Annotated in this window: 19 protein-coding genes and 1 riboswitch; of the genes, 9 read left to right on the top strand and 10 right to left on the bottom strand. The window is 38.2% G+C overall.

The features are described from left to right. The first annotated feature begins 112 nt into the window (after positions 1 to 112). The 3 genes from OK414_RS05975 to OK414_RS05965 are packed head-to-tail and all read left to right on the top strand — an operon-like array spanning position 113 to position 3,870. Positions 113 to 1,633 (top strand): spore germination protein, encoded by a 1,521-nt coding sequence (locus OK414_RS05975; protein WP_016763360.1) that lies wholly within the window; start codon positions 113 to 115, stop codon positions 1,631 to 1,633. 14 nt (positions 1,634 to 1,647) lie between these two features. Next, entirely contained in the window at positions 1,648 to 2,733 is a 1,086-nt protein-coding gene (locus OK414_RS05970; protein WP_034653595.1) for a Ger(x)C family spore germination protein, read from the top strand. Between the two features lie 12 nt (positions 2,734 to 2,745). After that, on the top strand, positions 2,746 to 3,870 hold the full coding sequence (locus OK414_RS05965) for a GerAB/ArcD/ProY family transporter (protein ID WP_095379830.1): 1,125 nt from the start codon (positions 2,746 to 2,748) through the stop codon (positions 3,868 to 3,870). Between the two features lie 25 nt (positions 3,871 to 3,895). Here the strand turns inward: OK414_RS05965 and msrA are convergent, their stop codons facing one another. The 6 genes from msrA to OK414_RS05935 form a co-directional block, all read right to left on the bottom strand. After that, positions 3,896 to 4,858, bottom strand: coding sequence for a peptide-methionine (S)-S-oxide reductase MsrA (gene msrA, locus OK414_RS05960; RefSeq protein ID WP_216874133.1), 963 nt, complete (start codon positions 4,856 to 4,858; stop codon positions 3,896 to 3,898). A gap of 153 nt (positions 4,859 to 5,011) precedes the next feature. Further along, the gene (locus tag OK414_RS05955; RefSeq protein WP_013082191.1) at positions 5,012 to 5,440 is read right to left on the bottom strand and encodes a MarR family winged helix-turn-helix transcriptional regulator; all 429 of its coding nucleotides are present in this window, start codon (positions 5,438 to 5,440) and stop codon (positions 5,012 to 5,014) included. Positions 5,441 to 5,642: 202 nt separating this feature from the next. Then, positions 5,643 to 6,143: a MerR family transcriptional regulator gene (locus OK414_RS05950; RefSeq protein WP_034653601.1), complete on the bottom strand. Its 501-nt coding sequence runs from the start codon at positions 6,141 to 6,143 to the stop codon at positions 5,643 to 5,645. 137 nt (positions 6,144 to 6,280) lie between these two features. Beyond that, entirely contained in the window at positions 6,281 to 7,072 is a 792-nt protein-coding gene (locus OK414_RS05945) for a phosphotransferase family protein (RefSeq protein ID WP_233335074.1), read from the bottom strand. A gap of 205 nt (positions 7,073 to 7,277) precedes the next feature. Continuing rightward, positions 7,278 to 8,444: an ABC transporter permease gene (locus tag OK414_RS05940; protein WP_034653603.1), complete on the bottom strand. Its 1,167-nt coding sequence runs from the start codon at positions 8,442 to 8,444 to the stop codon at positions 7,278 to 7,280. 1 nt (position 8,445) lies between these two features. Further along, the gene (locus OK414_RS05935) at positions 8,446 to 9,183 is read right to left on the bottom strand and encodes an ATP-binding cassette domain-containing protein (protein WP_263045444.1); all 738 of its coding nucleotides are present in this window, start codon (positions 9,181 to 9,183) and stop codon (positions 8,446 to 8,448) included. 175 nt (positions 9,184 to 9,358) lie between these two features. On the opposite strand from OK414_RS05935, the gene OK414_RS05930 reads away from it, so the two are divergent. From OK414_RS05930 to OK414_RS05920, 3 genes are all read left to right on the top strand, one after another. Beyond that, positions 9,359 to 10,057, top strand: coding sequence for a LytR/AlgR family response regulator transcription factor (locus OK414_RS05930; RefSeq protein WP_263045445.1), 699 nt, complete (start codon positions 9,359 to 9,361; stop codon positions 10,055 to 10,057). A gap of 17 nt (positions 10,058 to 10,074) precedes the next feature. Further along, positions 10,075 to 11,025: a sensor histidine kinase gene (locus OK414_RS05925; protein WP_034653610.1), complete on the top strand. Its 951-nt coding sequence runs from the start codon at positions 10,075 to 10,077 to the stop codon at positions 11,023 to 11,025. A gap of 219 nt (positions 11,026 to 11,244) precedes the next feature. Next, the gene (locus OK414_RS05920; protein WP_013055916.1) at positions 11,245 to 12,546 is read left to right on the top strand and encodes an NCS2 family permease; all 1,302 of its coding nucleotides are present in this window, start codon (positions 11,245 to 11,247) and stop codon (positions 12,544 to 12,546) included. A 31-nt stretch (positions 12,547 to 12,577) separates the two neighbouring features. Here OK414_RS05920 and OK414_RS05915 read toward each other — a convergent pair whose 3' ends face one another. Continuing rightward, on the bottom strand, positions 12,578 to 12,772 hold the full coding sequence (locus tag OK414_RS05915) for a hypothetical protein (protein WP_013082184.1): 195 nt from the start codon (positions 12,770 to 12,772) through the stop codon (positions 12,578 to 12,580). A gap of 174 nt (positions 12,773 to 12,946) precedes the next feature. On the opposite strand from OK414_RS05915, the gene OK414_RS05910 reads away from it, so the two are divergent. Further along, positions 12,947 to 14,116 (top strand): MFS transporter, encoded by a 1,170-nt coding sequence (locus OK414_RS05910; RefSeq protein WP_013082183.1) that lies wholly within the window; start codon positions 12,947 to 12,949, stop codon positions 14,114 to 14,116. Positions 14,117 to 14,413: 297 nt separating this feature from the next. Here OK414_RS05910 and OK414_RS05905 read toward each other — a convergent pair whose 3' ends face one another. Beyond that, the gene (locus OK414_RS05905) at positions 14,414 to 14,860 is read right to left on the bottom strand and encodes a GNAT family N-acetyltransferase (protein ID WP_034653615.1); all 447 of its coding nucleotides are present in this window, start codon (positions 14,858 to 14,860) and stop codon (positions 14,414 to 14,416) included. Positions 14,861 to 14,973: 113 nt separating this feature from the next. On the opposite strand from OK414_RS05905, the gene OK414_RS05900 reads away from it, so the two are divergent. Together OK414_RS05900 and OK414_RS05895 are read left to right on the top strand one after the other, a co-directional pair. Then, entirely contained in the window at positions 14,974 to 15,345 is a 372-nt protein-coding gene (locus OK414_RS05900; protein ID WP_216874129.1) for a CotG/ExsB N-terminal domain-containing protein, read from the top strand. A gap of 147 nt (positions 15,346 to 15,492) precedes the next feature. Further along, a complete protein-coding gene (locus OK414_RS05895) occupies positions 15,493 to 16,290 on the top strand; it encodes a VOC family protein (RefSeq protein ID WP_043979727.1) in 798 nt (265 codons plus the stop codon). An 18-nt stretch (positions 16,291 to 16,308) separates the two neighbouring features. On the opposite strand, the gene OK414_RS05890 is transcribed toward OK414_RS05895, so the two are convergent. Then, positions 16,309 to 17,922 carry a M20/M25/M40 family metallo-hydrolase gene (locus OK414_RS05890; RefSeq protein ID WP_034653620.1) on the bottom strand — a complete coding sequence of 538 codons (1,614 nt, stop codon included), beginning with the start codon at positions 17,920 to 17,922 and terminating at the stop codon, positions 16,309 to 16,311. A 469-nt stretch (positions 17,923 to 18,391) separates the two neighbouring features. Continuing rightward, positions 18,392 to 18,634 (bottom strand): hypothetical protein, encoded by a 243-nt coding sequence (locus OK414_RS05885; RefSeq protein ID WP_013082177.1) that lies wholly within the window; start codon positions 18,632 to 18,634, stop codon positions 18,392 to 18,394. 68 nt (positions 18,635 to 18,702) lie between these two features. Then, positions 18,703 to 18,804, bottom strand: a riboswitch (SAM riboswitch). Positions 18,805 to 18,814: the final 10 nt, after the last annotated feature.

The raw sequence follows: 18,814 nt of genomic DNA, 5'->3' as shown, positions 1-18,814 counted from the left end.
GTGTAAAGTTTGTCTTTATATTCTTCCTTTCTTCTTGAGAAAAAATAGTCGAATAAAAAGGAAGTACATGAACAAACTACCAGTAATAGAAAGTCAAGTGAGGGGCACGGTTATGTTTAAACATTTATTTAAAAAAAAGAATGCAGACGATCAGCCCAAAAAATCATTGGATGAACTGATTAAACAGTTTAAGAAATCAAGTGACTTTATGACATTAGCCATTGGCTCACAGCATCGAAAATACATCATTACTTATTTTAAGCAGCTCGTAAACATGCAAAGCGTTGAAGATAAAATACTCGAGCCCTTTCAAAAACTAGACTTCACGTTAAGCAGTGTGCAAGAAGTCGAAAACGTTCTGCCAATCGAAGATATTTCCGTTACAAAAGATACAAAAGAGATTTTAGAAAAGATGCTGCGCGGCTACGTAATGTTTCAATTACATAAAGACGATAAGCTAGTAGCGCTTATTAAAGTTCAAAGCTTTGATACAGGTTTTCGAAAAGAAAATGAAACGGAAAATGAGTTCAGCGTTGTTGGTCCTAAAATTGGTTTTGTAGAGGATTTAGATGTCAATCTCTATTTAATGAGAAAAACGGTCATTTCCGAAAATCTTATTTTTAAAGAACTTACCGTAGGAAACAAATCGAAAACGCGCGTCGTTCTTGTTTACTTAGAAGGCGTAACGAACCCTCAGCACGTAGAGACTATGACGCAGCGCCTTGAAGATATAGATTTCGACGTCATTTTTGATAGTACAATGCTTGATCAATTAATTTCCGATAATTCTTCTACGGCGTTTCCGCTTTTTTTAACAACAGAGCGGATTGACCGAGTCTTGTTTAGTCTGTTAAACGGGCAAGCTGCCTTCTTTTCAAGCGGTTCACCCTACGCAGTTACGGGGCCGTCAACGCTGCTTGACTTCTTTGTTTCACCTGAAGACTACTATCTGCCGTGGGTTCTAGGATCTTTTTTCCGAGTTATTCGTATTTTAGGCGTCTTTTTCTCTATTTTTGCTACGCCTCTTTATGTAGCCATTGTTACGTATCATTATGAGATGCTTCCAAAAGATTTGCTCGGGCCTATTATTTTTTCAAGGACAAACGTTCCTTTTCCACCGGTCATCGAAGTACTTTTTTTAGAAATAACCATTGAACTGCTTCGAGAGGCCGGAGCCAGACTTCCAACAAAAGTAGGTCAAACGCTGGGAATCGTAGGAGGGATTGTTATTGGGCAAGCAACAGTAGAAGCGGCATTAACAAGCAATATTTTACTTATTATTGTTTCACTGACAGCTTTAGCCTCTTTTACAACGCCTATTTTTAAAATGTCTAACACCATCCGTTTATTACGTTTTCCGTTTATTTTGTTTGCTACTGCGTTTGGTTTAGTCGGCATTACCTTTGGTTTTTGTTTCTTACTGGTTCATTTGCTTCGTTTAAAATCTTTGGGCATGCCTTATCTTGTTCCGCTTTTTCCGTTTCGTCCAACAGAGTATAGGGATACCTTTCTGCGATTGCCCTATAGTCATACAGCAAAGCGGCCAAGCTACTTGCGTCCTTTAGAACGCTTCCGCTATAACCCTAATAAAGCGAATAAGACTAAACGAAAAAGTAATTTAGATAACGAGTAAAGCGGGGAAACGTCATGAAGAGAATACTTATTTTATGCACTTGCCTTACTTTCTTAACAAGCTGTGCAGACCGTGAAACAATTGACGAAATTCAAGTAGTCAACTCCATCGGATATGATTATATTCCTCAAAGCAATAAAGTCAGAGGAACCATTTTATACCCTATTTATAAGTACGGGCCAACGGAAGAACCTAGTATTATTGCGGCTACTGCTAATTCATCCTTTGATATTCCGCTTCGTTTAAACAATAAATCATCTCTTCCGGTCGCTTTTGGTCAATTAAGGAGCATCGTCATGGGAAAAGAATTTGCAACACATGGTGTGGATGAATTAGTAAACACAATTGCTAGAAATCCAGACCTTGGACGTAATATTAAATTAAGCATTGCAGATGGTAACGCACATGAATTATTGAGCTCTGTTACGAAAAAGAAAATTAAAGACTATCAGTTTATTTCTAATTTAATCGAACAAAATATCCGCACAGAAAATTTGCCTAACACCAATTTACAAATTTTTTTATTCAGTTTTTTTAGCGACGACCGCGACCCTTATCTTCCTGTTTTAGCGCAGCAAAAAGATGCCATTAAATTAAAGGGACTGGCGCTTTTCAAAAAACAAAAAGTCGTTACAACCATCGGAATGAAAGAAACATTTTTATTTAAGCTGCTAACAAGCGGAGCAAAGCACGGTCGCTACTCAGTAAAAATTAAAGAAAGTGACCGTAAAGGTGAAATTATACTGCAAAACTTGCGCACCAAAACAAAGTATGAAATTAAAGGAAATCATCAACATCCAAGTATTATTGCGCACTTAACTATCAATGGCCTTGTAAAAGAGTTTCCTGGATGGATAGATTTAACAGACCCGGCTAGTATTAAAATGGTTGAAAAAACGCTTCAAAAAGATATTGAAAAAGACGGGGATGCCTTTATTAAGAAGCTTCAGCGGCACAAAATCGACCCCATTTGTTTTACAGATTATGTTCGAAGTAAAACGCGAGGGTTTAACAGTGAAAAATTCAAAGCGCAATATCCGGATATGAATATTGAAGTAAAAGCTCGCGTTCATCTTATTCAAACCGGTATTAGCAACTAGGAGGAAGAAAAGATGCACAATACAATTAAAGAAGAAAATCAAGTTTCCCCTTCTTTTCTTTTTTTCTTAGTTCACTCTACTCAGATTGGCGTTGGAATACTAGGATTTCAGCGTTATATTATTAAAGGTGCTGGATATGAAGCGTGGATATCTATCTTCCTTGCTGCGATCAGCGTCTGTATTTTATTAGCGATGATTTTTAATATCTTAACCCGTGAAAACAGCGATATTGTCGATATTCACCGGTTATACTTTGGGAAATACCTTGGAGGAGCTTTCACTCTTGCGGCATCGGCTTATTATTTTATTTTTGCGTTAACCATTTACCGGACGTACGTAGAAATTTTACAAATATGGATGTTTCCGCAGCTGGAAACATGGATTGTATCACTTGTTTACTTACCTATTATTTACTATACAGTCTCCGGTGGATTTCGTGTGATTACTGGAATTGCTTTTTTTGGAGTTATGCTTCCCTTGCCGCTCGTATTTGCCTTACTTTATCCATTAAAATATGGGCATCTTAATAATTTATTTCCTTTATTTGACCACACGATATGGGAATTTTTAATTTCAACTAAAATGATGACTTTTGAGAATTTGGGATTTGAATCCGTGCTTTTTTTCTATCCTTTTATAAAAAACGGCGCTACTAGCCAAAAATGGGGGCAGCTTGGGATTTTGTTCAGTGCTTTTTTATACTTGTGCACAGCATTAGTTTCATTTGCCTACTTTAGCCAGGGACAGTTAATGCATACGATCTGGCCAACTTTAACGATGGCCAAAATTATTGAAATCCCCTTTTTACAGCGTTTTGAATATATTTTAATTTCTCTGTGGCTTTTAGTCGTTCTTCCTACTATTGCTGTCAGCGTATGGTGTACCATTCGTGGATTTAGTAAAACATTTAATAAGCCGCCTACGATTTTTCTCATATTCGTTCTTATTGCTCTTCTTGGTTTCTCTATTTTCTTTGATGATCGGGAAACCATCGATCAGCTTAATACACGATTATCCATGACCGGCTTTTACTTTATTTATGGCTACATTCCTTTCCTTTTTCTCTATAGCCTCATTCGAGCCAAAATAAAACAAAAGAAAGCACAAAAAGAAGAGCGTGAGCCAACTTTAAGTTGAATCACGCTCTTTTTCTCATATTATTTTATTTGTTAAATAAAACCGTGTATTCCCCGTATCCTTCTTTTTCTAAATCTTCTTTCGGAACAAAGCGAAGAGCTGCTGAGTTGATGCAGTAGCGCAAGCCGCCTGCATCTTGCGGACCATCGTCAAATAAATGACCTAAATGAGAGTTAGCCGTCTTGCTTCGTACTTCTGTACGAACCATATTATGACTAACGTCCATGTTTTCTTTTACTTCATCTTTATTAATCGCTTTTGTGAAAGACGGCCATCCGCATCCGGCATCATATTTATCAGTTGAACTAAACAACGGCTCTCCTGATACGATATCTACATAAATACCATCTTCTGTATGATCCCAAAATTCATTGCGAAACGGAGGTTCCGTTGCGTCATTTTGAGTAACTTCATACTGAATAGGCGTTAATGTCGTTTTCAGCTGCTCGTCGCGTCCAAAGTCTTTCCAGTTTTCTTTAATAAAACGATCACGTCCAGACCCGCGTCGATACATAGCATAGCGGAATTTATTTTTCTTATAGTAACCTTGATGGTATTCTTCCGCTTCATAAAACGGTTTTGCCGGTAGAATTTGTGTAGCAATCGGCTCAGAAAAACGACCGCTTGCTTCTAATTGCTGCTTCGATTCTTCAGCTAGTGCCTTTTGGTGTTCATTGTGATAAAAAATAGCTGTTCGATATGAATCGCCTCGATCCGCAAATTGTCCGCCTGCATCAGTTGGATCAATTTGAGGCCAGTATAGTTCTAAAAGCTTTTCATATGGAAAAACCTCTGGATTAAATGTAATTTGGACCGCTTCATAGTGGCCCGTTGTTTCTGAGCATACTTCTTTGTACGTCGGGTTCTCTTTGTGACCGCCTGTATAGCCAGATACAACTTTTATAATGCCTGGCTGTTCATCAAAGGGCTTCACCATACACCAAAAACAGCCGCCGGCAAAAGTTGCTACTTCATATTGTTCTGTCAAAAAGATGACCTCCTTCATGTGTTCTTTCTATTATTATACGCTGATTTTATGTTCTCACCAACTAACTTGCCTTTCATACTCTTTGCGTTTTAAGACAAAAAAATAATCAGTGAAAGCCATGTTCGCTGATTATTCTTCCGCATTTAAAGCGCTTTATTTTTGATCGCCTTTAATTTTGTGAAACAGTTTATTCACCGTTTCAATTTCTTTATCTGTAAAGTGCTCAAAACGCTCAAGGAAATAGGCTCGTTTCTTCTCTTGAATAGCATTAAAAATATCCTGTCCTTCCTTGGTCAGTTCGATATCAATAATACGCCGATCGTTTTCAGACCGTTTGCGTGCAATGTAGCCTTTTGATAAAAGCAAGTCGGTTACCGCGGTAATGTGGCTTGCTGAAACCTGAAGATACTTTGATAAATCAGTTGATCGCTGCCTGCCGGAATCAACCAGCATACGAAGCACCATAAATTCATTTGTTGATAGCTCTGAATTGTATACTTCATTAATTTCTTGGCGTAGCTGTCTGAACACAAAGCGAAACAGCGTCTCCATTTCTTGAACGAGCTCTTCTCTTTTTTTCACTTGTCACTCTCCTTAACGCTATCGCCTGATAGCGAATATGTATTTACGAAAGTATTTCACTTTCTTAACTTAATTAGTTTTATCAAATTACTAAGCGTTTCGTCAACTATTATTGAGATTTTTTTCCACAATTCTGTACAAATTGATGTATTTTTCATAAAATTCCATAAAAAAAGCGATTTACCGTTATGGTAAATCGCTGCTAATAGCTAAAAATACCGGTTAAAAAGCTTCTCCATCTCGGAACAGGCTTTTTACCTTTTAAGCTGTCTTCACTTTTTAACTGACTTTCAAGTTCCACTACTCGATTTTCTAATTTCGTAATAACTTTATTTAATCGATCGATTTCTGAACGATGCTCTAAAATTTGAAAAGTCACTACTTCTCCCGCTTTTTCTTCTGTACGCTTTTCATTTTCAATTAGCCTTAAAAAAAGCTGATCAAGCTGCTTTTGCATGTCTTGTGCACGTTCATCAGATATAACGACTTCCTCTTTTTCCACTACTTTTTCTACCACTTTGACGACGGCTTGACGATTGCGGTTTTTTTGAAAGTTTCTAAGTGCTTCAACATTTTCTTCTGTAAACTCACAGTGTCCCGATTCATTTCTCTCTAGCTCGATATCTGCCATTTTGACCCACTTTAATACCGTACTTGGATGTATTCCTAGCGCTTTTGCCACATCTACCGTTTTCATCGTCATGTTCCATCCCTCCATTTTTTTCATTTACTAGCCATTTCGAGAGAAATTTTTAAATCCCTTCATACGTGACAAAACTAGTAGGAATTCGTCAAAGAAAGTGGACGTTCAACAAATGAAGAAAATGATGTCATTATTGCTTAGAAAAACTCGTACAATCCTTCTGCAAAATAACAAAATTCGTGCTGTGAAATCCCCTTGCCGTATCCCTTAAAAAAACACGCGCGCTCTTTACCTGTAAAAATTCCGTCTTCAAAGCGAACAGCAAGGGCCATATCATAACGAGCGTCTCCCCAAGTTCCTCCGCTCCAGTCAATAACAGCTGTTATCCGACCGTCGTGCACAAGTACATTATCAATCGTGTAGTCTCCGTGAATAAGCACCTCTTGTTTGCATATCATGTTTTGCTTCTGCAGTTGTTTTAGCAGCTGTTGATTTCCGTCTACCTTATAGTGGATTAAATTGTACTCTGCCTCTTGCAGCATTCGGTGGATCCACAGCTGCTTACTCACTAATTGTTCTGGACACTTCGCATCGTGAATGCGAGCAAGAAGACGCCCCATTTCGTAGACAATGTGCTCGCGCTTTTCTTCATTATCTTCTTTCTCTAAATACTCTCTTACAGTTTTTCCTTCAAAAAATTCTAGCAGCAGCCAGCTCTCTTCTGCTGTTTTGACGAATTTGTAAACGATCGGACTTCGACATTCTGCCAGTGCTTGTATATTCTTTAATACATAATATTCCTTATATAACCATTTTCTGTACTTTTCCCCTTTTGTCCGCTTTAAAACATACCTTCCTTTAGCGGTATGAAGGATACCAACATCCGACGTACATCCCTGCTTTGGAAACGTCACTTTTTCGATTTGTTTCACATACTTTTTTATAGAGTCAGGAATTTCTTCTACTATAATAGGATGCAACTGTCTCACTCTCCTTTCTTCCTACATTCTCTTTTAATTGCTCTTTCCCTACACAAACAGTTGAGACATAACGAAATCAATTGAATCTAGAGATAAACAACTACACATACGATAATCATAACAATGAAAAAATCCGAACGAGTTGGATTCTTTATCAAGAACCTCGACTTATCGTTCGGACCTTCCTTCAACTAAACTACTTTTGCCCAGTCTCTTAACCTTTACCAAGCACCCAGCGGCTTTTGGTAAACATCGTATAACCAATCGTAAATAAAACAACTGTACAAACCGACAAGCTTCCTATTGTGTAGGCAAGACTCTGCATGTCATAGACACCGTAGAGAAGCTGTTTCATAAGTGCAAATACGTTATAAATAGGAATTAAGAATCCGCTTGGCTGCAGTTCGTGTACGGATTTTCCCATCAGTAAAAAGCATGGCAGTATCGCTACTGTAACAATTTGCGATGTATAGCTTTGCGCTTCTTTAACCGAACTTGCTAAGAGACTAAAGATACAAAGAATTAGCCCTGCTAATAAGGCAAACAAAGTGATAGCCACTAGTAATGAAGCGCTAAAAGCAATGAGATGATTATTTAGATTCAAGGCATCATTTAACGTCACGGTAAAGTAGCGTACAAAAAGCACAAATGAAATAGTAGAAAGCACTCCGCTTAAGACCCCAAATGTAGAAATAGTAAACCACTTCCCTATTAGTAAATGTAGTCTTTTAATAGGAGCCATGAGTAGAGCTTCCATCGTTTTTCGCTCTTTTTCTCCTGCGAAAATATCATTAGCGGAAGGTACAATACCACCTAACACCCCTATAGCAATAATCATAGGAGCATAAATTGCCACCATAATTAATGAACTATTATCTTTATTTGAAAGGCTTTGTTCCTTGACATAGAAGGGCTGAATTGTTTGATCATTAATATTTAATTGTGTTAAACGTTCTTTTATAATGCCGTCTCTCTGTTTATTTAATATAGCTGTAACGTACTCTGTTGTACGTGAAGATTCTACGCTATCTGGACTTGTATAAATCATTACGTCCGGCGATTGCATATGGAGAATTTTATCAGAAAATTTCTTATCAACTTTTAAAGCTACTGATGCTTTGCCTTTTTCCACTGTTTGAAGCGGATCTTCGCTTTCCACAACTTGAAGGTTTCTATCTTTCTTTAACCATTCCACTACACTTGTATCTGAGCCTTTCTCAACAGCTATGGACATACCATCAGGTTGATTACTAGACATCATTCTATCTACAAAAAACAGCATCCCTACATTTAATAAAATAGGAATCAACACACTAAAGATAATCGTCTTTCGATCTCGCAAACAATCAATTAACTCTTTTTTATAAATATGCCAAATCATATTAAGCCCCCCTCACGATACGCGACATAAAGATGTAGTTTAAGTCTGTGCTTTCCTCTTCTTTATAAAGCTGTTCATTTGTTCCTTGATAAATCATTTTTCCTTTATGAATCATGATGATAGACTGACACAGCATCTCCACTTCTTCCATAATGTGACTGGAAAAAACAATCGTTTTTCCTTCTCTTTGCAGACTTTTAATAAGCTCACGAAACATGTTTGCTGATGTAATGTCTAACCCTGTAGTCGGCTCATCAAATAGGATAATGTCCGGGTTATGAAGAATAGTGCGTGCAATGGCTACTTTTTGACGCATTCCTTTTGAAAAGCCTCCGACGCGGCGATCCAAGTAGTCTTTCATTCCAAAACGTTTGGCCAGTTCCTCAATCCTTATCTTAGTTTCATGTTTGCTCATTCCATAAAACTTAGCAAAATAAGCTAAGTTTTCACGCGCAGTCAAACGGTCGTATAAACCTGTTTCACCGCCAAAAAGGACGCCGATTTTTTTCTTTATTTTATCAGGCTGTTTATGAATGTTTATTCCGTGAATGAACATATTACCTTCCGATGGTTCAAGTACAGTCGACAGCATACGTAAAAGAGTTGTTTTCCCCGCTCCATTTTCACCTAATAGTCCTACAATTTCTCCTTGTGCGATGGTTACATGAATATCTTGAACAGCTGCAATTGTTTGCTTTTTCTCTTTAAAATATTTCGTCACACCTTTGATTTCAATCATATCTGCTCTCCCCTTTTACTGTGATTGAATCTATCTTAGCTTATTTTTCATACAGCATCTTCCATCTTGTCATAAAGAGGGTTTTTTATGTCGCGAAACGTCCTTTCTATCTTGTAAATCATGGTAAAATAGTGTGGTAATATCCAATAGAATGAAACAAAGAGGGTTTTTATTTATGAAAGTAGGATTAGTGGATGATCATTCATATGATTTAGAAAAATTGAGGATTTCTTTAGAAAGAGAAGATGATATAGACATACTTTTTTCGACTAGCAGCGCGGAGGAAGCTTATAACGAAATTAAAAAAAATGAAATTGATTTATTAATTACAGATATTGAAATGCCAAAGCTATCAGGTTATGAGCTTGCAGACTTTATCAATGCTTACGCACTTGATATTCAAGTCATCTTTGTCACTGGGCACAGCGGCTTTGCCGTTCATGCATTTGAACTCAACGTTTTAGACTACATTATGAAGCCTTATTCTAAAGAGCGTCTGTTAAAAGGTATTCAGCGTTTTCATCAAAAAAAACAATCAACTGACACAAGAGATAAGCTTATTTTAAAACAAAAAACCGAAATGCAAGTGCTGAACAAACAAGATATTATATTTGCAGAACGAACAGGTCGCTCTACCACAATCATAACGATACATGGAGAATTTAGTACTTATCAATCATTAAACGAAATTGAAAAAGAATTAACAGCGAGTCATTTTCTAAGGTCTCATCGAGCTTTTATTATCAACATTTCCTATATTCAAAATTTCTCCCTGTATACTAAGCACTCCTACTCAGTGATGTTTCAAAGCACCGAAAAAACAGCTTTAATCACGAAAACAAATTTAGACATCTTGCAAAAAGAATACTTTTAAAGGAGGGACTATCTAAAATGAAACTATTTTACACACTAGTTTTACTAACGGTTTTCGTGCTCCTCTTTTTTAAAGACCTGCCTGTTAGTTTACATCTCCTACTTTGTTCTTTTATAATTGGTTCATTTTTTATATGGAGAAAGAAATATCAAACGGCTCCTCCACTAACGATAAAAAAAGCAATCGTACTGACGTCTTTTTTCCTGCTTTTATTTAGCCTATCTTCACCTTTTAGCATTGCCCTAACCGTTATCGCAATGATTGGTTACATGACCGACATGTTTTCCTCTTATCAACAATACATATTCGTAACCAACCGGGAAAACAGTGCTTCACGTGAAATTCAAAAAAACAATGAGCTTTTTCAAGCGTTAAGGGCTGAAAGACATGATTTTATTAAACATGTCAGCGCCGTATCCTATCTTCTAGAAACAAATCAAAGACAGCAGGCACAAGAGTACATTCAAGATTACGTTGAAGCTTTGAATGATACCCATTCATATATTCAAGGTGAACATTCGCACGTTGCTTCTGTTGTACATCAAAGCAAGAATCAAGCACATACGTGGGGAATACATATGAATGTTCAATTAGATTCACCGTTATCACAGCTGCCTTTAAAGCACCTTGACCAAATGAATCTCATTATGAATTTACTGCATAATGCTTTAGAAGCCGCTCATTCTTCTGAGAAAAAAGAGATAACCGTTTCGAGTATGATCCGAAGTGGCATTTACATTTTAGAAGTCAGCAATTCTACTGCTCCTTTATCACGAGAGCGTCAAGATCACTTGTTTACTTCTTTTCATGTTACAGAAAAGAAAGAACGCCACGAAGGCCTTGGCACGTGGATCATTTCTGAACTTGTTTCCAACTACCACGGACGCTTGGAATATACGTATAACGATTTAACTCTTTCCATTAAAATAAAATTTCCAATAGTCGTTTCCTCAAAACAAGCAACATAGCCGCCGCAGCCCAAGCGGCTTTTTTTCGTATGAGCCTCTTCTATACGCACACACTATAAAAAGCACCGAAAAAAAGAAATATTTCACACTTGTTTTAGCTCTTTTATCGTCACTTTTTTAGTTTTTGATTTTTTATATGCAAATCTATTGCATTTCAAGTAAAAAACGAATATTATATATCATGTTGCTTTTAATGTTCGTTATTTTTGGAGGTTACTTATGTTTAAGTTAAAAGAATATAACACGGATGCTAAAACGGAGATTTTAGCTGGTATTACAACGTTTTTAACCATGATTTATATCGTCATTGTGAACCCAGTTATTTTGTCCAGCGCCGGCGTTCCTTTTGATCAAGTATTTACAGCTACTATTATTTCAGCAGTCGTAGCTACGCTATGGATGGCTCTTGCAGCTAACTATCCAATCGCTATTGCTCCCGGTATGGGAATGAATGCATACTTTGCTGCTTTAGTTGTTGGTTCAAATGGAAGTATCGACTATGCTACTGCTTTTTCAGCTGTATTCGTAGCGGGCATTATCTTTATCATCCTATCGTTAACATCGTTTCGTGAAAAATTAATTGAAGCTATTCCAAACAATTTAAAGCACGCGATTAGTGCTGGTATCGGTTTATTTATTGCTTTTATCGGGCTTCGTTCAGCCGGTATTATTGTTGCAAATAAGTCAAATTTAATTGGACTTGGTGATTTGCAGTCTGAAAAAGTAGTTTTAACACTGATTGGACTTGCGATTACAATCATTTTATATACGCTAAATGTAAACGGCGCTTTATTCTTCGGTATGATTATTACGGGGTTAATTGCTTTCTTTAGAGGACAGCTTTCATTTGATAAAGGCTTGTTTGCTTCTCCTCACCTTCCAGACGGCTTAATGATTTCAAATCCTTTTGCTGCTTTTGGAGATGTTATTCATCATGATCTGTACACAGTTGTTTTTTCTTTCTTACTTGTTACAATTTTTGATACAACAGGTACAATGGTAGGAGTAGCTCAACAGGCCGGTCTTATGAAAGGTAATAAGATGCCTCGCGTACGTCAAGCATTGCTCGCTGACTCATTTGGTACAACGATTGGAGCTTTATTTGGTACAAGCCCAACAACGGCTTACGTTGAATCTTCATCTGGTGTAGCAGCAGGCGGACGTACAGGTCTAACGGGTGTGACGGTAGCCATTTTATTTATTGTGGCAGCGTTCTTTAGTCCGGTTGTAAGCTCGGTTTCTGGCGTAGCAGCTATTACTTCACCTGCATTAATTATTGTCGGAAGCTTGATGATGGGCGCTGTAGCTAAAATTAATTGGAATGACTTTGATGAAGCGTTCCCTGCCTTTTTAGTTGTTCTAGCGATGCCCCTTACATCAAGTATTGCAACAGGAATTGCGCTTGGCTTCATTTCTTATCCGTTAATGAAGCTGGTAAAAGGAAAAGGCAAACAAGTCCATCCGCTTGTGTATGTCTTTGCTGTTTTATTCCTCTATCAGCTCATCTTTTTACCGCATTAAAAAAGCTTGGAGATTCGTCTCCAAGCTTTTTTTATTGAAAGTGATTGTTATTTTCTTTTGTTTGATAAAGATAATTTTCCACATAGATTTGTTCTGCATCAGAAGCATTCTTTATTCCTTCTTCTGGATCTAATTCGATACTTCTCTTCTTAGCTATATAATCCACTAGCGCCCCAAACCCTAAAAGACCGCCTATGATCCCAGCAAATACAATCCATATTGGCAATCACTTCACGTCCCTTTTCTTTTAATTGTATCATCCTCAGCACAACAGGTAAATATTAACATAGTTATCCATTTGTAAATAAAACGCTTTTTACCAAATATACGTAAAAAACTTCTTTGTATTTGGTATACTAAACTCACGGCATGTTCTACAGAGAAAGGGGCTTAATTGCATATGAACAAACAGCTTGGAACGTTAATGTTTGTTATTTTTATGGTATTTGTCGGCTTTGGAGTGATCATCCCCATCGTACCTGAAGTTATTCGTGCCACGGGTGCAAGCACGGTCAATTTAGGAATACTAATGGCTAGCTATTCGATCGCATCTTTTATTACCGCACCTTTTTGGGGGAAGCTTTCCGATATAAAAGGCCGGCGTCCCATCTTACTTTGGGGCTTACTCGGCTTTAGCGCAAGCTTTTTTCTTTTTTCGGTGGCAGAAAACTCTCTGACTTTAATGTATACGTCGCGCATCATCGGAGGTTTGTTTGCAGGAGCTGTTATTCCTTGTGCTTTTGCATATGCTTCTGATAGTACAGATGAAGAAAACCGAACGAAAGCAATGGGACTGTTAGGAATGTCGATTGGCTTAGGCTTTATTTTTGGACCGGCATTAGGCGGCGTCCTTTCATCTTTCGGCTTGTTTGTTCCCTTCGTTATCTCTGGTATCTTGTCACTGATTATGACAGCGTTCTCATTCTTTACGTTAAAAGAATCTTTACGAAAAGAATCTGCTGATAAAGTACAGACATCGAGATGGCATGACTTCACGTCAGATTTTCAAGGAGCTATGAAGTATTTATATGTTCTTTCATTTTTAGCGACTTTTACGCTCGCTGGTTTAGAAGCTACTTTTCAATTTTTTCAAATAGCGAAAATTAATGCTACTCCTACGACAATCGGATGGATGTTTATGGCGAGCGGTTTAACTCAAGCGCTGATTCAAGGCGGTGTGCTGCAGCGATTTAAAAAAGGAAATGAAAAAAAGCTGATGGCCATTGGCTTATTAGTTTCAGCAATAGGATTTACGTCTATTTTGTTATCTTCTAGTGCCGTTAATGCTACCTTATTTTTGTGCATATTTACAGCAGGAAATGCCCTTATTCGTCCTTGTGTCCTCTCATTAATTACAATGAGAACCAAAGTAGGATATGGCTCTGCTTCGGGGCTGACCGCCTCAATGGATAGCTTAGGGCGTATTTTTGGCCCTCTGCTTGGTGCATTTGCCTTTAAACTCAATATGACGCTGCCTTTTATTATCGGAGCTGTTGTCACTTTAGCTGCTTTACTGCTGATTCAGCGTCATACAGCTCTAGATTATTCTGAGCAAACACTCTCATCGTAGAGGCCGGGACAACATTATTTTAGTCGAAAGAAGATCCGAACGGTGAATCGAGATTCTTGATGGAGAATCAACGCGTTCGGATTTTTTTATTGTTATGAGTATTCTAGCTGTGTTGATTGGAAAGCAAGACGGAGACTACTGAGGAATAGCGGAAGAGATGAGACCCCGCAGGAGCGCAAGCGACGAGAAGGCTCAGCGGCCGCCCGCGGAAAGCGAAGTCTTGCATGGAAATCAACAGTCGATTCCTACTAGCTCATGTAGCTCATTTGTTGGCCTTTAGATTAATTTAGCGATGTCTTAATCTCTTTTCATCGTTACTAACACAAGGTTATCAGCAGCTGCAGTGTGTTTTATAATTGAAAACTGATGTGCTTTGTACAGCTTAATCGCAGGTGTATTTTTTTCGGCTGTAGACACTATACATTCACATTCAGAATATCTTTGAAGTACATGTGTTAAAAGACAGCTTCCGATTCCTTTTCGAAAGTAACGAGGACGCACAACGAGGCGGCAAATCGTTAATCGCTCATTTTCTTTTTCAAACGACAGCACTCCTGCTAGCTTACCTTCAATCATTTCTCCGATAAACACTTCCTTGCTTTTCATAATATCTTCTTTGCTTTCTGTAAGCTGAGGAATATCTGAAAAACCAATGAGCCTTGCTTCTTCTTGATAAGCTTCTACTTGCACAGCTACTATTTGAAGAGCGATATCCACTCTTTGATGTTCGAGGATTTGAAGCATGAAAACCACTCCATTTCTTTCACAAATTTAGACAAATTCCATGTTTTCACTATATCCAAACGCCTTCCTTGTACATATTGTATTATGTACCGAATTAGCCAGGAGGTGTTTATATGCATATCACTGCTGAAAGAATTAGAGAAGCAACAGAAGCGATTGCTTCTACTGAGCTTGAAACGTTTATGTACCAAGAGCCAACTGCTCTTCACAGACGCTCTCGTCGTCGTTCTACTCGCCGTTCTACTCGCCGCACTACTCGCCGCACTACTCGTCGCACTACTCGTCGCACTACTCGCCGCACTACTCGCCGTTCTACTCGTCGTACTACTCGCCGTTCTACTCGTCGTTCTACTCGTCGTTCTACTCGCCGTTCTACTCGCCGTTCTAGCCGTCGCCGCTGTCGCTGCGGTTCACCTTGCTGCTCATATCCATGGTTTAATAAATCATTTGGCTGCTGCTTTAAAGGGCATGGCTGTGGTCGCTAAATAAATCTAAAGCAAGTCGAGTTTAAAACATACGCGGCTTGCTTTTTTTAAGATTTTTATTTTACATAATCATTCGTTTTACTCTTCTTGAAAAGGAAAACAACGTATAATAATGGGAAAGAATCTCTCTTAAAAGGAGGCCTATCCATGCACTTATCTTTTGATCATCTTGTTCATTTTTCACCTGATCCTATTAAAGCTCAGAAAGAACTAAACGAATACGGAATAAATGTCATTAAAGGCGGCATCCATGAAAAATGGGGCACTTTTAACACGTTGGCTTATTTTAACCTCAGCTATATTGAATGGCTTGGGCTTAGAGATATCGCGTTAGCTCAAAACGTTACAGATAATGACCTTATTCAGCAGCTTGTTAACGAACATACACCGCTTGGTCATTTTGGCCGATTTGCACTTCGTACAGATGATATGGATTTGCTAATAAAAGAGCTGGAAAGCAAGAACGTCACTGTAAAAGGTCCTGTAGCGGGTTCTCGCCAAACCAATGATGGAGAAAGACTTCAATGGAAAATGTGTTTTATTGAAGCTGACCACGATTCCCTGCCTCTTCCTTTTTTTATTGAATGGGGTGAACCAGAAGAAAAACGCAAGCCAAAGCTAGCGGATCTTTCTTCCCACCAAGCTGGTCAGCTGCAGCTAAAAAATATTTACTGTGCTGTACATAACCTCGAAGAATCCATCAGCAAGTGGACGAAACTGCTGGACGTTCAGTCTGGCGAAAGCTACAAAGACTCTTTACTTGATGCACGTTGTCAAAAACTATATGTCAATGGAGGAAACCTTATTTTTTGCAGCGGAACACAAGGTGTTGTCCATGATACATTAAAAAAAGTTGGAGAACGTCCATTTTTGGTTGAATTGGATCACGCTCTAACACCGCAACAAATTACCGTACAAGGAGCTTCTTTTAAATTCAACAAATAAATATCCGCGGACGGATGTTTATTTGTGTGCTTCTTTTATAGCTTGATAAATGAAATGAGGCAAAATTTCAAAGGAATACTGAACGTCTAATCTTTCGGTCCATTGATGCGCATCTCTTCCTAGCGGTCCAATGTTCAGCACCGGCATCTTCAGCTCCTCTAGCTCTTCTAGCGGGATATGATACCCTTTATTCCATAGGGGCATATTGGCTACTAACGTGTTAAATGTATGAAGCGGATGCTGCAGGCTGGCATAGCTTAAATCCGAAATTCCGCCAAAATAACTTTGTTCAACTAGCTCCAATTGGAATTGCTCTTTGGCAGTTGCCTGTACGTTTGACAAAATCTCTTGTACAAATGGATCATCATGTGAACAAACGGCCGGATAAAAAGGCGGCGTAAAAAATAAGACCATCATCGGAGCTGCTTCTTTACATAAACCAGCTAAAGAGTTTACTAATTTAATGGTTTTATTTCTGTCATCCTCCTCTTGTGCCAAAAGTGCTGCTTCCATTTCGTGCACATATTTTTCGCCGTGCTGTTTGACTGCATGAGTATAAAGTTCTTCATACGTCCATACGTTCACATCACGAGATGAACCCTCCATTCCCTCAGCGTACTGCCTAGCGGCTTTATTATAATGTTTTTTTACATTCAAAGCCGCTTTGTCAGCCGATTTCAACAGCAGATCTGTTACTTCTTTAAGAGAGCGATTTAACATAAATAAATTAAATAATACAACGGCAGAGTGCGGAACTTGAACTGAATACTCTTCTTTTAAATCTTTTTGTATCAGCACCGTAGGAGGTGGACTCGTTTCATCTCTTACTTTTTCGCAAAAATCAACGTTTAATTCTATTTCTTTTGTTAAATAAGAAGCTAGTAAATTAGCATTTAAACCAGCTAGCGGTTCCCCTACATGAGTTTCTTTTCCATAACACAAAAAGCTTGGCATGATTTTTCCAATCGATCCTGAGTACACATAGTTCGTTTGATCTCCAGGATAGCGGCTGAACACCGGTTCTGCATTTAGCATGAGAGAAAAATCCAGCTGATGTTTGCGGGCAAGTTCTAAAAGAACAGGCACTGCTTTTCTCATCCCAAGCGAATTTACTTCTTCATCCGGCACTGACAGCAGCAGGATGTTTCCGTCAAACTCCCCGTTGCATGCTCGTTCAACCATACTGATATGCAGGGCAATGCCTGCTTTCATGTCCATCGTTCCTCGGCCAAAAAGCCAGTCTCCTTTTATCATATCTTTTTGTACGTGCGCCGGAACTTGTTCCATATGGTTATAAAAAGTACTCGTTAATGTATCAGCGTGAAAAGCATCCTTTTTCCACTGTCCATAATCTTGTACATCCACTACATCGTAATGACTTACTAGTACAACTGTTTTATTCGTAATTTTCCCTTGAACAAAAGCTGTGACAATCGATCGCCCGTCTCCTGTTGAATGAAGCTCGACTTGCTCGTTTTTTTGAAAGTAAGGCAGCTTCAATAAATACGACGCTATCGATTCAGCCATTTCCACTTCTGCCATCGTTCCTGTCACGCTAGGTATAGAAACCAATTCGCTTACAAGTTTTTTTAACTGTGCTTTTGTTTGATACAAAGATGTTTTGTTCGACATACCCTTCATCTCTTTCCTTTTTCTAAATTTTCTATCAAACAAAACCATTCGTCAATCCCTTTGACAGAGACCCTTTCATTCTATCCCTATGTATCATAGTATGGCGCTGCCTTTACGCACATGATAAAAAAAGAGTGCGCGGCTAGGGATAGCACCGCACACTCTTTTTTTACTTTTGGTCATCTTCTAAAAAGTCTAGGATACGATCAATAAGCTGTTCGCTTCCTGCATCGTTTCCGTGTTCAAGAGACATTTCCATTTCAATGCTCCTTTCATAAAATATTCTTGTTTTATAACATACCACAATTCATTTCGAATGTAACCTTTAATTTGTGTAAAAATTTCGACAATTTATGATTAATTTTAAAATCTATTGAGTATTGATTATACCCACCAGATTCTTTGCTTGTCAAAAACCATGCTTTCTATTTAAAAACACTTAAAAAATAGAGGCGCGAGCAGACTTCTTCTATAAAAGACAGCCTACTCGCTCAAGCTTGGAACAGCATGATGAATAAATTTCTAGTTCATTTGCTTTTTGTATATCTTTAATATCTATGCCTACAGCATATGTACGAACATGGTTTTCGACCACAATTTCATAAAATGTTTCTAACTCACGATAAGCTACTTGATAATGCTTTCCTAATAATTTCACTGCTTCCTTTAATGCTTTCTCTCCTGTATGTGCTGCAACTGCTGTATGACTCATAAAACCCTCTCCTTTTAGAAAAATAAAAAAAACTCATTTTGCTTTGATGCAAAATGAGTTTTTCACCCGTTTTATCACCCAAAGCACATGCTTTGCTGGTAGGAGCACCTTACATTCGTAGGTTGCTGTGGAGTCAAAGAGCCAGATCTCTCGTCCACTCGTGATAACTTTTTAATTTAA

It is taken from the genome of Priestia sp. JV24, from assembly GCF_025910025.1.
Taxonomy (GTDB): Bacteria; Bacillota; Bacilli; order Bacillales; family Bacillaceae_H; genus Priestia; species Priestia megaterium.
Note: the sequence above shows the minus strand (reverse complement) of the source record. Positions and strands in the feature narration are given on the sequence as shown.

What these genes read in the sequence shown, in the direction of transcription:
- OK414_RS05975 (WP_016763360.1), top strand. Translation starts at nt 113, where the DNA reads ATGTTTAAACATTTATTTAAAAAAAAGAATGCAGACGATCAGCCCAAA.
- OK414_RS05970 (WP_034653595.1), top strand. Translation starts at nt 1,648, where the DNA reads ATGAAGAGAATACTTATTTTATGCACTTGCCTTACTTTCTTAACAAGC.
- OK414_RS05940 (WP_034653603.1), bottom strand. Translation starts at nt 8,444, where the DNA reads ATGATTTGGCATATTTATAAAAAAGAGTTAATTGATTGTTTGCGAGAT.
- OK414_RS05885 (WP_013082177.1), bottom strand. Translation starts at nt 18,634, where the DNA reads ATGAGTCATACAGCAGTTGCAGCACATACAGGAGAGAAAGCATTAAAG.
- OK414_RS05920 (WP_013055916.1), top strand. Translation starts at nt 11,245, where the DNA reads ATGTTTAAGTTAAAAGAATATAACACGGATGCTAAAACGGAGATTTTA.
- OK414_RS05965 (WP_095379830.1), top strand. Translation starts at nt 2,746, where the DNA reads ATGCACAATACAATTAAAGAAGAAAATCAAGTTTCCCCTTCTTTTCTT.
- OK414_RS05890 (WP_034653620.1), bottom strand. Translation starts at nt 17,922, where the DNA reads ATGTCGAACAAAACATCTTTGTATCAAACAAAAGCACAGTTAAAAAAA.
- OK414_RS05950 (WP_034653601.1), bottom strand. Translation starts at nt 6,143, where the DNA reads ATGACGATGAAAACGGTAGATGTGGCAAAAGCGCTAGGAATACATCCA.
- OK414_RS05925 (WP_034653610.1), top strand. Translation starts at nt 10,075, where the DNA reads ATGAAACTATTTTACACACTAGTTTTACTAACGGTTTTCGTGCTCCTC.
- OK414_RS05900 (WP_216874129.1), top strand. Translation starts at nt 14,974, where the DNA reads ATGCATATCACTGCTGAAAGAATTAGAGAAGCAACAGAAGCGATTGCT.
- OK414_RS05895 (WP_043979727.1), top strand. Translation starts at nt 15,493, where the DNA reads ATGCACTTATCTTTTGATCATCTTGTTCATTTTTCACCTGATCCTATT.
- OK414_RS05935 (WP_263045444.1), bottom strand. Translation starts at nt 9,183, where the DNA reads ATGATTGAAATCAAAGGTGTGACGAAATATTTTAAAGAGAAAAAGCAA.
- OK414_RS05910 (WP_013082183.1), top strand. Translation starts at nt 12,947, where the DNA reads ATGAACAAACAGCTTGGAACGTTAATGTTTGTTATTTTTATGGTATTT.
- OK414_RS05905 (WP_034653615.1), bottom strand. Translation starts at nt 14,860, where the DNA reads ATGCTTCAAATCCTCGAACATCAAAGAGTGGATATCGCTCTTCAAATA.
- OK414_RS05930 (WP_263045445.1), top strand. Translation starts at nt 9,359, where the DNA reads ATGAAAGTAGGATTAGTGGATGATCATTCATATGATTTAGAAAAATTG.